Here is a 14194-nt window from a genome sequence, read left to right on the forward strand (position 1 = left end):
TTGTGGGATATTTACCCGTCGCACCCCTCCCCCCTGGGGCACAGTGGGTGCATTGTGCGCCAACCTACCCCCACCCGACCCCTTCGGGGCCACCCTCCCCACAAGGGTGAGGGATGAGAAAGAACTCTGACCGTTGGTCTGGCGCCTCCCTCCCCTGAATGGGCTTCGAGCCATCCCGAAGGGCAAATCGCTCCAGTGGAGCGATTTGAGGCGAGAAGGATTGAGGGTGGGGTGATGGGAGCCACGATGTGTGTGTCGACTGCGCTCGTCAGCCCAAGATATCCTTCGACTGCACCCGTCCAACACCTGCTTCCGCCATAGCCGCCCATGCTTTTGCGAGACTGCCGCCGTTGTCGATTGCCCTTGTGGCGTCTTCGACGACTGTCACCTCGAAGCCGGCGGCGGCGGCGTCGATGGCGGTCCAGCCGACGCAGAAGTCGGTGGCGAGGCCGACGATGTAGAGCCGGCCGACGTCGCGTTCGTTGAGGTAGCCGGCAAGGCCGGTCGGGGTGTGGCGGTCGGCCTCCTGGAAGCCGGAGTAGCTGTCGATTTCGCGATTGTAGCCCTTGCGGATGACCAGCTGGCCGTGCGGGATATCAAGGTCCGCCGAAATCTCGGCGCCGTGGCTGTCCCAGATGCAGTGGTCGGGCCACAATACCTGCGGGCCATAACTGAGCTCGATCATCTCGAAGGCTTGGCGCCCGTCATGCTGGCTGGCGAATGAGATGTGATCGGCCGGGTGCCAATCCTGGGTGAAGACCACATGGGCGAATTTGCGCGCGAGCGTGTTGATCAGCGGCACAATCTCGTCGCCGCCGGCCACCGCGAGGCTACCGCCGGGCAGGAAATCATATTGCACATCGACGACGACCAGCAGGTCATTGGGTTGGATCTCGATGGTCATTCTGGTGTCTCCGGGGCTTTGGGTGTCGCTTCTCTGATCCACTCGGCCCGCATCAGGCCGCGGACTGAATTGCCGAGCCAGATTGCATCGGACCGCTCCAGATCGTCTAGCGTCAAAAGCTGCTCGCTGGCTTTGCCGGTGGCGAGTAGCTCGGCGCGCAGCGTGCCGGGGAGTAGGCCGGAGGACAGGGGTGGCGTGAGCAGTGTGCCATCGCTTTGAACAAAGAGGTTGGTGATCGAGCCCTCGGTCAGCTCGCCACGTTCGTTGAGGAACACCACTTCATCAACGCTGAGGGCGGCGTGGGCGTGCTGGCGCGGCTCGTCGTAGAAAGCGCGGTTGGTGGTCTTGTGCATCAGCCAGAGGCTTTGGGAATTAAGCCGTCCGGGCGCGATGGCAAAGCGGAAAGTGGCTGGATTGGGCGGCAGCGGTACGGCCGTTACGGCGTGACCGGACACGTCGAGCATCAGGCGGACGCGCATGCGGGGTTCGGGGAAGGGTTGCGCCTGGAGTAGGGCCAGGATCGCCGCGCGGTCGAAGGGCAGGGCGAAGTACGCAGCCGATGCTGCCATGCGGTCGAGGTGGCGGTCGAGCAGGGTGTAGCCCCCCTCGATCTGCCAGAGCAGGGTTTCGATCAGGGTGACTGGCTGCGCTGGCTCGGTAAAAAATGCCATCTTGAGCAGGGCCTCGCGGTATTCATCCTCGACGACGCTATCGGCGACTATGCCACCGCCGATGCCGATTTCGCCCCTGCCGGCATTGTCGATAACGGCGGTGCGGATGGCGACGTTGAGGGTGAGGTCGCCGTTGGGGGCGAAGTGGCCGATGGAGCCGGTGTAGAGGCCGCGCGGGCCACCTTCGATCTCGCGGATGATTTCCATGGCGCGCAGTTTGGGGGCGCCGGTAATCGAGCCGCAGGGAAAGAGATTGGCCAGCACCTTCGAAGTTGTCACTTCAGGCCGGCGGTGGGCGGTAATGCCCGAGGTCATGGTGTGGAGCGTCGCGTAAGTTTCGACGGTAAACAGGTCGGTGACCTTGACCGAGCCGATTTCGGCAATGCGGCCCAGGTCGTTGCGCAGCAGGTCGACGATCATCAGGTTTTCGGCGCGGTTCTTTTCATCGGCTGCGAGAACGAGGCGACCTGCTTCGTCCTCGGCCACTGTGCGACCGCGTTTCAGGGTGCCCTTCATCGGGCGAGCAGAGAGGGCGCCAGCGCGGCTGGAAACGAACAGTTCGGGCGAACGGGAGAGGATCCACTGCTCGCCGGTGTTGATCAGCGCGCCATAGGCGACGGCCTGCTTGCGCACCAGTTCGCGATATAGCGCCACCGGATCGCCCTCGAGGCGGAAATCGGCCTTGAAGGTGAGGTTGACCTGATAGGTATCACCGGCGGCGATCAGGTCTTTTACCCGGTCGAAGGCGGTTGCATAGCGCGCCTCGTCCCAGCGCGGGGTGATGTCGAACGCGGCGCCTGTGGCATTGCCAGCGATGGCGGCAAGCCGCTGATCGACCTCGGCGGCGGTCAGGCGTTCGGGGGCTTCATAAAGCCCGAGCCAGAGCAGCGGCGCGTCGTCGGGCAGGTATGGCGCCAGTCGCTCTTCGAAAGCAAAGCCGGCCTCGTAGGCCAGATAGCCGGCTGCATGCAGGCCAGCAGCGTTTGCCGCTTCGAGCTGGCGCAGTGCGGTCTTGATTTCAGCGCGATTGCGCGCAACAAGCTGCTGCCTTGGCGCGGTGAACCACAGGTTCTCGCCATGCGGATCGAGCGTATCGTGAAGCAGGACGGTGCCGGGGGTGAACATGGCCGCTGTTCTAGGCAGTTTTATCGGCTTCGTCACGGGTCAGGCTGGCTTGGGAAGCTGGCAAATCTATCGACACGGCGCTTGAAGGGCTTGGGCCACCCCCCTATATACGCCGCAGGCCCAGAGATGGGCACATTCACGTTGCAAAGGAACCCGGCCCTTGCGGCCAAGGGACTGCCTCGCAAGAGGGGTTTCACAATGGGTTTGCTGAAAGAGAGGCTAGTTTAATGGCTAAAGTCATCGGTATCGACCTGGGCACCACCAATAGCTGCGTCGCAGTCATGGACGGCGCCAATCCCAAGGTCATCGAAAATGCGGAAGGGGCGCGCACCACCCCCTCGATGGTTGCCTTCAGCAAGGACGGTGAACGTCTGGTTGGCCAGCCGGCCAAGCGCCAGGCCGTGACCAATCCGGAAGGTACGCTGTTTGCGGTCAAGCGCCTGATCGGTCGTCGCTATGACGACAAGGTCGTCGGCAAGGACAAGAACCTGGTGCCGTTCAAGATCGTGGCCGCCGAGAATGGCGATGCCTGGGTCGAAGCTTCGGGCGAAAAGTATTCTCCGAGCCAGGTCTCGGCGATGATCCTGCAGAAAATGAAGGAAACTGCCGAGTCCTATCTCGGCGAGACCGTCACCCAGGCCGTCATCACAGTTCCGGCATACTTCAACGACAGCCAGCGCCAGGCAACGAAGGACGCAGGCAAGATTGCCGGTCTTGAAGTGCTGCGCATCATCAACGAGCCGACTGCGGCTGCCCTGGCCTATGGCCTCGACAAGAAGAACACGGGCACCATCGCGGTCTATGACCTTGGCGGCGGCACCTTCGACGTGTCGATCCTTGAAATCGGCGATGGTGTCTTCGAAGTGAAGTCGACCAACGGCGACACCTTCCTCGGTGGCGAAGACTTCGACATGCGCCTGGTGGATTACCTGGCCGACGAGTTCAAGAAGGAACAGGGCATCGACCTTCGTTCCGACAAGCTGGCTCTGCAGCGTCTCAAGGAAGCTGCCGAAAAGGCCAAGATCGAACTGTCGAGCTCGACCCAGACCGAAATCAACCTGCCGTTCATCACCGCCGACGCTTCGGGCCCAAAGCACCTGACGCTCAAGCTCAGCCGGTCCAAGCTGGAATCGCTGGTCGATGACCTGATCCAGCGCACCATGGACCCCTGCAAGCAGGCCATGAAGGATGCCGGCATCACCGCTGCCCAGATCGACGAAGTCGTGCTGGTCGGTGGCATGAGCCGCATGCCCAAGGTACAGGAACTGGTCAAGCAATTGTTTGGCAAGGAGCCCCACAAGGGCGTCAACCCGGACGAAGTCGTGGCGCTCGGCGCAGCGATCCAGGCAGGCGTGCTGCAGGGCGACGTCAAGGACGTGCTGCTGCTCGACGTTACGCCGCTTAGCCTGGGCATCGAAACCCTCGGCGGCGTGTTTACTCGCCTGATCGATCGCAACACCACAATCCCGACCAAGAAGAGCCAGACCTTCTCGACCGCCGAAGACAGCCAGAGTGCCGTGACCATCCGCGTGTTCCAGGGCGAACGCGAAATGGCTGCCAACAACAAGCTGCTGGGCAATTTCGATCTGGCCGGCATTCCGCCTGCACCGCGCGGCGTGCCGCAGATCGAAGTGACCTTCGACATCGATGCCAACGGCATCGTGCAGGTTTCGGCCAAGGACAAGGGCACCGGCAAGGAGCAGCAGATCCGCATCCAGGCCTCGGGTGGTCTTTCTGACGCCGACATCGAGAAGATGGTCAAGGAAGCCGAGCAGAACGCCGAAGGCGACAAGAAGAAGCGTGAAGCCGTCGAAGCCAAGAACCAGGGCGAAAGCCTGATCCACTCGACTGAAAAGTCGCTGAAGGAATATGCCGAGAAGGTTGGCGCCGAAGACAAGACCGCAATCGAAACCGCGATCACCCAGCTCAAGGCCGTGATCGAAGGCGACGATGGCGATTTGATCAAGGAAAAGACCGATGCGCTGGCACAGGCCTCGATGAAGCTGGGCGAGGCCATGTACAAGGCAAGCCAGGCCGAAGCCGAAGCCAAGGCCAATGGCACCGACGATGAGGACGAAGACGACGTCGTCGACGCCGACTTCGAAGAGGTCAAGGACGACGACGACAAGAAGTCTGCGTAAGTCTTATGCGAATGGATTGAAGGGTCCGGCGCAAGCCGGACCCTTTTCGTTTATGCTGTAAACCACGACCGGAGCTGACTGCGCCATTCCATTGGCTATTTGGCGCCGTATCGCTTAGGATAGCGAATGAACATTCCAGACCCCCAAACCTTCACCGACCCAATAAAACTGCGCAAGCTGATGGCTAACGCCGTTCGCCTTGGCTATATCGACCTCGCCTTTGGCTGCCAGATGCGCATTGCCGAACTGGCTGGCGCTGCTTATAGCGAAGCCATCGACCGCGCATTCTTCACCGGCCTCGTCGCCGCAGAGGAATTCCGCACTGCCGATAACGGCCGCTCCACCAAGCTGATCAATATCCGTGCCCGCCACAAGAAGTTCGGCGCGATCCGCGTGCTCACCGATCTGGTGATGGCACCGGACGTCAGCGACGGCTTTGCCAAGCTGGTCGAACACAAGCGTAGCGACCTGACCGCTGAGGCCATCGTGCTCAACCACGAAGACCAGTTCAGCGTCGATGCGGTCAATGCCGCACGCAAGAAGCTGATGGACAATAATGTGAACCTCGGCGAGACGGCGGAAGCCTAAGCTTCGCTGCTACGCCATAGACCGGCACTCTCGAGCTTGCTCGAGGGTGTTTTGTTTTGTGCTGCAAACGGCCGTGCTAAAAGAATTCTATGGATGTGACGCTGTCCTGCCATTCGACCGTAGGTCTCATGGTCTTCTTGGTTTCAAAGGCTCCGCTGGAGCCTTTCATCCGCTTGCGCGGAACACCTTGAAGCGTTTCACGTGAATCCGTGTGCCGCGAAATGGGCTTATTCACGCCCAAGTGCGGTCCGCATTATCCAGTCAAAGCTCAGCTCACAAAATTGCGAGGCCTGCTGATGTCCGATTCTGGCCAGGATCATTCCAATTCACTTCCACCATCCGACTCCATCGGCCGCCTAGCCGAGTTGATCAGCGGCGATCCGATGGGCCGGATCGATGCCGACATGAAGCATGTGCTGGATCGCCTGACCGAGCTCGGCGCCCGCTCGTTGGAGCATCTTTCACCTCAGCAGGCCCGACAGCAGCCGCAGGTCGGCGAGGCCGTTGCCGCCATTCTCGGCCAACAAAGCCGCGAATGGCCCAATGACGGCGTCACGGCGGAAGACAGCGCTATCCTCGGCGCAGCAGCCGAATCACAACTACCGGCTCGGATCTATCGTCCGGCCGGACTGCTCAGCCGGCTCAATCCGATGGTGCTGTATTTCCATGGTGGCGGTTTCGTCACCGGCGACCTCGACAGCCACGACGCATCGGCACGGGCCATTGCACGGCGCACCGGAGCAATCGTGGTCTCTGTCGCCTATCGCCTCGCCCCGGAGCATAAATTCCCGGCCGCACACGACGATGCCGTTGCCGCCTGGCGCTGGCTGATCAATGCAGCCAATGATCTCGCTGGTGACCCCAAGCGCCTGGCGGTGGCCGGTGAGGATGCGGGCGGCAACCTGGCGTTGCATGTTTCACTGACGGCGCGCGACCGGGGCCAGACCCAGCCGGTGCATCAACTGCTGATCCACCCGATTGCCGGCGGTGATCTGGCGACGCCGTCGTATGGCGAAATGCTGCGGGCTCGGCCAATAGGCCTGCCAGCGATGCGTTGGCATTATCGGCACCTGCTCGACGATCAGGACGGGCTCAAGGATAGCCGCATCGATTTCGTTGGGCGCGACGATCTCGCCGGATTGGCTCCGGTCACGCTGATCCAGGCAGGCCTCGATCCGCTGCGTTCCGAGGGCGAGACCCTCGCCGTTGCGCTGGAACGCGCGGGTGTTGCGGTCAGTAGCTGGACCTATGAAGGCGTGACGCAGGGTTTTTTCGGCCTCGGTCTTGTCGTGACCAAGGCGCTGTTCGCCCAGTCCGACGCGGCCGATGCCTTGAGCAAGGCCTTTGCACCAAGCCGTCGGGGCTAGGCTCGATCGGAAATCACCGATGTTGAAGCTCCGGCCCGCTCTTGCTATGAGCGGGTATTGGCTCTGCCATCTCGACCCCAGCCCCTTGTGGTGCGCGGGGTCGATTGCCATCTAGGGGTGGCTCGGGGCTTAAAGATTTGACAGGGCGCGCCTGACGCGACCGGTCGTATTTGGAGACGTTGTTCTTGTCCAAACGGGATTTCTACGAGGTGCTCGGCGTCCAGAAGGGTGCTGACGATGCTGCGCTCAAGAGCGCCTATCGCAAGCTTGCCATGCAGCATCACCCCGACCGCAATCCCGGCAATTCCGAATCCGAGGCCAAATTCAAGGAATTGAGCGAGGCCTATGACACGCTCAAGGACGGCCAGAAGCGGGCTGCCTATGACCGGTTCGGCCACGCCGCGTTTGAAAATGGCGCGCGCGGGCCTGCCGGCAGCGGCTTCGGCAATGACTTCAACTCATCGATGTCCGATATTTTCGATGACATCTTTGGCGACTTCATGGGCGGCAACGGCGGTGGCCGTCGTAGTGGTGGCGGCGCTGCCAAGCTGCGCGGCGCCGACCTGCGCTATAATCTTGAAATCAGCCTTGAGGAAAGCTTCGAGGGCAGCACCGTCGAGATCGACGTGCCCACTCTCGTTGGCTGCACCACCTGCGATGGCTCGGGCGCCAAGCCGGGCACCGGCACCCATACCTGCCGCCAGTGCAATGGCCATGGCAAGGTCCGCGCCGCGCAGGGCTTCTTCACCATCGAGCGCACCTGCCCGGTTTGTCAGGGCCGCGGCCAGATGATGGATTCGCCCTGCACCGATTGCGCCGGCCAAGGCCGCCGCCAGGAAAACCGCAAGCTGTCCGTCGATATTCCGAAGGGCATCGAGGACGGTACCCGCATTCGGCTTGCCAACGAGGGCGAAGCGGGCTTGCGCGGTGGTCCGCCGGGCGATCTCTACATCTTCATATCGCTGCGCCCGCATGACCTGTTCCAGCGCGATGGGGCGGACCTATATGCGCGCGTACCGATCGCCATGACCACGGCGGCGCTCGGCGGCGAATTCGAAGTGCCGACGCTCGATAGCGCCCGCGCCAAGGTGAAGGTTGCTGCCGGCACCCAGCCAGGCCAGCGCGTCCGGCTCAAGGGCAAGGGCATGCCCGTGCTGCGCAGCAAGGATGTCGGCGATATGTATGTTCAGCTCGACATCGAGACGCCGCAGGCACTGAGCCGCAAGCAGCGCGAATTGCTGGAAGAGTTCGCCAAGCTCGAGACCCAGGAAAACAGCCCGACGTCAGGCGGTTTTTTCGACAAACTCAAGAAGATGTTCGAGGCTTAGAACCGTAGAAATCAACCCGGTGGGGCGATTTTAGGTTCAGGGCCAAGATGGCTCGACCCGAGTGGCGCGAGAATACAGGCGGTAAAGGCTCATTATGATCGAGATCGCCATGGCATTCGATGACGCATTCTGGGCGCCGACCTATGCCACAATGCGCTCGATCTGCCTGACGACGCATCATCCGGGGCAGCTGCGGTTTCATCTGATGCATCGGGCGCTGACGCCCGAGCATATGGCTGCTATCGCCAGCATCGGGCGGGACTACGGCGCGACCATCAATTTCATCGACATCGACGCATTGAATATTCTTGAAGGCCGCATCGCCGCATTTCCGCGCATCAGGCTGCGGCGGCTGAACCCGATCGTTTATGCCAGGCTATTCCTGGGCGATCTGCTGGACCCAGAAATTGCGCGGGTGCTGTATCTCGACAGTGATCTGTTCATCCGCAGCCCGCTCGATCCACTCTACTTCATGGAGATGGGCGGCTATGCCGTCGCCGCCGTATTACAGCCAGACCGCATGCATGTGATTGCCGGCAAGGACCTGCGCGCGCGCAAGGCCTTTTCCATGGCTGAGCCCTATTTCAATGCGGGCGTCATGCTGATCGACATGGTTCAATACCGGCAGATGGACTTTGCCGCAGGGCTTGCGGGCCTGCATGCCTCGGAACTTGCCCAATTCTACTATGATCAGGACATGATCAATTTCTGCTTCCGCGGCAGGATTCTCGAACTCGATATGCGCTGGAACCTGCAAAACCCGGAGCCGGCGCACGAGGTGCTGAACCCTTCCATCGTGCATTACTCGGCCAATCCCAAGCCGTGGTTCGTCTGGTCGCGCGTCGCCTTCAAGCGCACCTATCGGCACCTGATGACCAACCAATATTATTACCAGTACCGGCGCGAGCGGTTGGTTCGAATGGTCAGGCGCTGCTTGCGACTGGGCTGAGTTCGCTCTCGTCAAGTTCGCGCGCCAGGGCCGTCAGCGCTGTGCGAGCGGCGGTCTCGGCATCGGCCAAGGCCGTGCCAAACGGCACCTCAAGTCCCAGCCGTCGCGTCGGATCGTCCGACCAGATCAGCGACACATAAGACTTACGGCCCTGCAGGTCGTGGTTGAGATGGGTAACGATCAGTTTCGATGCCATGGCTTGGTCCTTATTGTCCGACAAGGATAGGGACACGCTCCACAGCGGGCAAGCATCGGCGTATGTCTTGCGAACGTCGCTACGGCGTGCGCAAGTGCTTGACCACAGGGACTGATGCATGACCACCGCGCTGACACTTTCCGGCTCGATCCGCCAGGGATCGTATAATCGGCTGCTGCAGCAGCATGTCGGCCGCAAGCTGGAAGAAACAGGCGTTACTGTCAACGCCATTGAGCTGGGCGATTTTGCCATGCCGATCTTCAACGAGGATCTGGAGCCTGACGAAGTGCCGGAAGCTGCCGCGCAGCTCGCGGCGCTTTGGCGCAGCCATGACATCATCTTCATCGCCAGCCCGGAATATAATGGCGGCGTGCCGCCGCTGTTGGTCAACACCATCACCTGGCTCAGCCGGCAAAAGCCCAGCGTGTTCCGCCATGCGGTATTCGGCATCGGCGGGGTCAGCTCCGGCAAATATGGCACGATCTTTTCGCTGAGCCATCTGCGGGATTCGCTGAGCAAGGTCGGGGCACTGGTGGTGCCGACGCTGTTGGGAATAGGCCCGGCCGAGGAGGTTCTCGATGAGCGAGGCAATCCAACCGAGCCTGCCATTATCCGCAAGGTCGAGCAGATCGTGCATGAACTGACCCATTTCAGCCGGGGGTGACCAGCCTCGTCGGCCTGCTCCGCTTGCGACGATGCGTGATTTGCTCTAGTCCCAAGCCAATAACCACATCGGAGGAAGACTCATGGCTGGCCAATTGATCGTGGGCCTCGACGTTTCGACGCGCGCACGCGCCGAGGAAATCGTGGCTTTGCTGGGCGATAGCGTCGACTTCTACAAGATCGGCTACCAGTGCTTTTATGGCGCCGACGGGCTGGCGCTGGGCAAGGCGCTGCTCGCGGCCGGCAAGAAAGTGTTCTTCGACCTCAAGCTGCTCGATATCGACAATACGGTCGAAAAGGGCGTCGCGGCCTTTGCCGAAACCGGCGCGACCATGCTGACGGTGCATGCCTATCCCAAGACCATGCGCGCCGCTGCCAAGGCCGCGGCGGGTTCCGGTCTCTGCATATTGGGCGTTACGGTTCTCACCTCGATGGACGATGCCGACGTCAAGGAAGCGGGCTATGAGCGCGACGCAGCCGGGCTGGTGGCGCTACGGGCCCAGCAGGCGCGCGATGCCGGCATCGGCGGCGTGGTGGCCTCGCCGCTGGAAGCCGAAATGGTCCGCACCATCATCGGCCCGCACATGGCCATCGTGACGCCGGGCATCCGTCTGGCGGGCAGCCCGGCCGGCGACCAGAAGCGCGTCATGGGCCCGGCTGAAGCCCTGGCCCTGGGCGCCAGCCATCTCGTGGTGGCCCGCCCGATCATCGAAGCGGCCGATCCCGCCGCTGCGGCTCGGGCCATCCTTGATGACATGAACCGCGGCACGAGGCTCGCATGACCACATTTTCGGCCTGTATCGAAATGCTGTTCCTCCCCGAGACGGACGACTTTGCCCAGCGCATCCACCTCGCCAAGGCCGAGGGGTTCGATCTCGTCGAATTCTGGCTGTGGTCCAACAAGGATCTCGAGGCCGTCGAGCGGGCGCTGGCCCAAACCGGCGTCAAGCTGGCCGGCATCGTCGCCGAACCGTTTGCCGAACTGACGCGCGAAGGTGACCATGACCGGTTTCTCGCCGGCCTCGAACGCAGCCGCGATGTCGCCCTGCGGCTGGGTGCGCCGATCCTGATCTGCCAGTCCGGGCCACTGCTGGCCGGCGTCGATCGCGCCCGCCAGCATGACACGCTGACCATCGCCATGAGCCGGTCGGCCGATGTGCTGAAGGGATCAGGCGTTCGCCTGGCGTTGGAGCCGCTCAACGATCGCGTCGATCACCCCGGCTATTACCTCACCAGCACCGCCGAAGGCCTCGACATCGCCGACGCGGTCAACCGCCCGGAAATCGGCATCACCTATGACCTGTACCATTCCATGGTGATGGGCGAAGACCCCGAACAGGTCGTCGCCGACCGCCTCAACCGCGTGTTCCACGTCCACATCGCCGACCACCCCGGCCGCAATGAGCCGGGGAGCGGGGGCCTGCCGCTGAAGCAGAAACTGGGGTGGCTGGTAGAGCAAGGCTACGACGGCGCGGTAGGACTGGAGTTCAGGCCGACGGGGAGCACGGCGGAGGCGCTGAGGGTGATGCGGCGGAGTTTGGACGCTTAACTAGATTGTGTCGCTAGATCTTGCGTTGCTGCGGACGGGTGTTGCTGGCCCGCATGTCACCCTCACGGCGCCTGATACCGCCAGTTTCTTCAGCAAAGTTGCTAGTATTTTCGACAAGAAAGAATTGTCTAGTTTGGGAATCACCAAAAATATCCTTCCAGTGGAGTGAGAACTCAGCAGAGGCCAACCATTTGCCTTCCGACAGCTCCCGGCTAACATTCGTGGAAAACGTCAATGGGAATACAATTAAGGCAGCGGCTGCGTCGGTTGGGGGAAGATCGAATATCTGGGTGTGCTTTTCCTGTCCGTAGAGAATTTGGTCCGCGTTACTCACGCTGTTCATATTTGGCACGAACAGTCGTCCGCTCAAAAGTGCATGACTGGCCGGCGTTTGACCGAAGTTCTTTATGCTAACTTTCAAAACGCAGATTCGGTTCGCTAAAGTGAAAGTGGCGCCCGTACAATTGAGGTACGCTCGCGCCGACGCCCGGCCCGTTTCCAACGCTATCTCGTTAGCGCGTATGGCCTGATCAGTTGATTTTTGTGCTTCCAAAACGGCACGAGCTGACTGTTGATTGCCGAAAACGGCAGCATCAGCCGTTCGCTTCGTCTCCACAAAGGTCTGCCTGATTAGGACTACACCAACGACGCTTATGATCGTGGCGACAAATGCCAAGACCGTCATAGTCCATTGAGCGTACGTATCGCGAGCAGAGAACTCGGGCATCCAATAGCCCTCGGATGGACCACGTTCTGCCAAGCCACTGTGTGTGGCGTCGCTAGCTGCACTACCTTCTGGGAAGGTGGGCAGGTAACGGAAAAGAAGACTTAGTGCGCACACTAGAATAACAGTCGCAAGAATCATACCCAAAGCCAAAAGCGCAGCTCGATCGTCTCTATGGACCTTAGACATTACATTAGAAGCGCCGCGCTGAATTTCTTAATAAAGCTCATTCCGCATGTTGGGCTTATTGTCGTCAACGCTTATCGCTGATTGCTCCTAAATTGAACCCACATGGAGCCTCAGCCCACCAACCCATGCTGCTTGGTGAGGTCTTCCAGATCGAGCTGTGGCCGGGCGCCGATGTGGCCGATGACTTCGGAGGCGGCGAGGCAGCCGGTCTTGAGGGCGGATTCCAGCGTCTGGCCGCGGGCCATGCCCAGCAAAAATCCTGAGGCGAACAGGTCGCCGGCGCCGGTGGCGTCGACCACCCTGTCGACGTGGAAGGCAGGGACCGAGGTGACTTCGCCGTTGAATACGACCATGGCGCCTTCGGCGCCCATGGTGATGGCAGCCAGTTCGGTGTCCTTGGCGACCTGGCGCACGGCTTCACCGAGGTCGTCGGTTTCGTAGAGCGATTTCAGCTCATGCACATTGGCAAAGACGTAGTCGATGGTCTTGGACCGCATCAGGTCGAGGAATTCGGCGCGATAGCGATCGACGCAGAACGGATCGCTGAGGGTGAAGGCGGCGGCGCGTTCGTTCTTGTGGGCATAGTGGGCGGCCAGCACGAAGGCTTTCTTGGCCTCTACCGGATCCCACAGGAAGCCTTCCATATAGGTGATGGCGGCAGAACCGATTTCGTCGGGGGTGATGTCCTGCTCGGTGAGCTGGTGGCAGGCGCCGAGATAGGTGTTCATGGTGCGCTCGCCGTCTTCGCTGAGGAAGATCATCGAGCGGGCGGTCAGCGCGCCATTCTTGAGGCGGCTGGTGTTGTAATGGACGCCGATGGCATCGAGATCGGCCTCGAACACATCGCCGAGCGTATCGTCGGCGACCTTGCCGATGAAGGCGGCGCGGCCACCGAGCGAGGCGACGCCTGCGGCGGTATTGGCGGCGCTGCCGCCCGAAATCTGCTGCCGGCCCAGCGGCATCTTGGAATAGAGATGCTCGGCCCGATCGGTATCGATCAGGTGCATGATGCCCTCCTTCATGCCCTCGGCTTCGAGAAAGCCTTGTTCGACAGGTGCGATGATGTCGACGATCGCGTTGCCGATGGTGAGGACGTCGAAGCGGGTCTGGGTCATGAGCAAGGTCCGGCACAGGGAAAAGCCGTCAGCCGGTTTAGAGCAAGAGCCGGGGATCGGCAACCTAGGAGCCGAGATTTTGGGGACGCTAATGCTTGTCGATGATCTCGGCGACCAGTGCCTCGATATCCTCGCCGGCCTGGATGGCGATCTGGCCATCGAGCAGCAGCACGGCGAGCCCGTGGACCCTGGCCCAGGCGGCCAGCGCCGCGACGCGGTCGGTATCCACGTCCTCGCCGGTCACATGGCGCAGCGTCCGATAGGCGGCGTCGGCCGCCATGCGCAGGCCGGGCCGGTTGTCGCGCCGCAGCGCGGGGGAAAACATCAGCCGGAACAGGTTGGGATTATCGAGGGCAAATTTGACGTAGGTCCGCCCCATGGCCGACATATGGTCCAGCGTATCGTCGGTGGCGATGGTTTCCATCAGGCGGGTGAAGCGCTGGTAGCCCGTCACCGCAAGGGCCTCGAGCAAGGCGCCGCGGCCATCAAAATGCCGGTAGGGTGCTGCGGCCGAGACGCCCACCGCCCGGGCGACGTCGCGCAGGCCAAGGCCGGCCTCGCCCTCGCGTTCAAGGATGATCAGCGCTGATTCGAGCAGCGCATTACGGAGATCGCCGTGATGATAGGGGGCATTGGCGATGGATGTTGACATTGTTCACTTTGCTCTGCGAATATGTAAGCATGA

General features: G+C 61.5%; 14 protein-coding genes. 8 read left to right on the forward strand and 6 right to left on the reverse strand.

Annotation, left to right across the window (positions count from 1 at the left end; all coding sequences use genetic code 11):
- Window positions 1-268: 268 nt before the first annotated feature.
- Together pncA and pabB are read right to left on the reverse strand one after the other, a co-directional pair.
- Window positions 269-904 carry a bifunctional nicotinamidase/pyrazinamidase gene (gene pncA, locus WH91_RS17845; protein ID WP_046172372.1) on the reverse strand — a complete coding sequence of 212 codons (636 nt, stop codon included), beginning with the start codon at window positions 902-904 and terminating at the stop codon, window positions 269-271.
- A complete protein-coding gene (gene pabB, locus WH91_RS17850; protein WP_046172373.1) occupies window positions 901-2700 on the reverse strand; it encodes an aminodeoxychorismate synthase component I in 1800 nt (599 codons plus the stop codon). Before pabB ends, pncA begins: the two co-directional genes overlap by 4 nt.
- A 227-nt stretch (window positions 2701-2927) precedes the next feature.
- Between pabB and dnaK the strand changes: the two genes are divergently transcribed.
- The 5 genes from dnaK (at window position 2928) to WH91_RS17875 (ending at window position 9073) form a co-directional block, all read left to right on the forward strand.
- A complete protein-coding gene (dnaK, locus tag WH91_RS17855; RefSeq protein WP_046172374.1) occupies window positions 2928-4841 on the forward strand; it encodes a molecular chaperone DnaK in 1914 nt (637 codons plus the stop codon).
- Window positions 4842-4967: 126 nt separating this feature from the next.
- Window positions 4968-5429 carry a hypothetical protein gene (locus tag WH91_RS17860; protein WP_046172375.1) on the forward strand — a complete coding sequence of 154 codons (462 nt, stop codon included), beginning with the start codon at window positions 4968-4970 and terminating at the stop codon, window positions 5427-5429.
- A 296-nt stretch (window positions 5430-5725) separates the two neighbouring features.
- On the forward strand, window positions 5726-6796 hold the full coding sequence (locus WH91_RS17865) for an alpha/beta hydrolase (RefSeq protein WP_046172474.1): 1071 nt from the start codon (window positions 5726-5728) through the stop codon (window positions 6794-6796).
- Between the two features lie 185 nt (window positions 6797-6981).
- The gene (gene dnaJ, locus WH91_RS17870; RefSeq protein ID WP_046172376.1) at window positions 6982-8124 is read left to right on the forward strand and encodes a molecular chaperone DnaJ; all 1143 of its coding nucleotides are present in this window, start codon (window positions 6982-6984) and stop codon (window positions 8122-8124) included.
- A 109-nt stretch (window positions 8125-8233) separates the two neighbouring features.
- A complete protein-coding gene (locus WH91_RS17875) occupies window positions 8234-9073 on the forward strand; it encodes a glycosyltransferase family 8 protein (protein WP_158409601.1) in 840 nt (279 codons plus the stop codon).
- Here the strand turns inward: WH91_RS17875 and WH91_RS17880 are convergent.
- Complete coding sequence (locus tag WH91_RS17880) at window positions 9048-9269, reverse strand: hypothetical protein (RefSeq protein WP_046172475.1); 222 nt, start codon at window positions 9267-9269, stop codon at window positions 9048-9050. The two genes, WH91_RS17875 and WH91_RS17880, sit on opposite strands and share 26 nt — an antisense overlap.
- A 118-nt stretch (window positions 9270-9387) precedes the next feature.
- Between WH91_RS17880 and WH91_RS17885 the strand changes: the two genes are divergently transcribed.
- From WH91_RS17885 to WH91_RS17895, 3 genes are all read left to right on the forward strand, one after another.
- On the forward strand, window positions 9388-9933 hold the full coding sequence (locus WH91_RS17885; RefSeq protein ID WP_052952943.1) for an NADPH-dependent FMN reductase: 546 nt from the start codon (window positions 9388-9390) through the stop codon (window positions 9931-9933).
- Window positions 9934-10015: 82 nt separating this feature from the next.
- The gene (gene pyrF / locus WH91_RS17890; protein ID WP_046172378.1) at window positions 10016-10714 is read left to right on the forward strand and encodes an orotidine-5'-phosphate decarboxylase; all 699 of its coding nucleotides are present in this window, start codon (window positions 10016-10018) and stop codon (window positions 10712-10714) included.
- Window positions 10711-11481, forward strand: a complete 771-nt coding sequence (locus WH91_RS17895) for a TIM barrel protein (RefSeq protein ID WP_046172379.1) — start codon at window positions 10711-10713, stop codon at window positions 11479-11481. The genes pyrF and WH91_RS17895 overlap by 4 nt, the downstream gene beginning before the upstream one ends.
- A gap of 13 nt (window positions 11482-11494) precedes the next feature.
- Here the strand turns inward: WH91_RS17895 and WH91_RS17900 are convergent, their stop codons facing one another.
- The 3 genes from WH91_RS17900 to WH91_RS17910 form a co-directional block, all read right to left on the reverse strand.
- Window positions 11495-12208 (reverse strand): hypothetical protein, encoded by a 714-nt coding sequence (locus WH91_RS17900; protein WP_046172380.1) that lies wholly within the window; start codon window positions 12206-12208, stop codon window positions 11495-11497.
- A 296-nt stretch (window positions 12209-12504) separates the two neighbouring features.
- Window positions 12505-13509 (reverse strand): adenosine kinase, encoded by a 1005-nt coding sequence (locus WH91_RS17905; protein WP_046172381.1) that lies wholly within the window; start codon window positions 13507-13509, stop codon window positions 12505-12507.
- A gap of 88 nt (window positions 13510-13597) precedes the next feature.
- Window positions 13598-14161 (reverse strand): TetR/AcrR family transcriptional regulator, encoded by a 564-nt coding sequence (locus WH91_RS17910; RefSeq protein WP_046172382.1) that lies wholly within the window; start codon window positions 14159-14161, stop codon window positions 13598-13600.
- Window positions 14162-14194 lie beyond the last annotated feature (33 nt).

It is taken from the genome of Devosia psychrophila (assembly GCF_000971275.1).
Taxonomy (GTDB): domain Bacteria; phylum Pseudomonadota; class Alphaproteobacteria; order Rhizobiales; family Devosiaceae; genus Devosia; species Devosia psychrophila.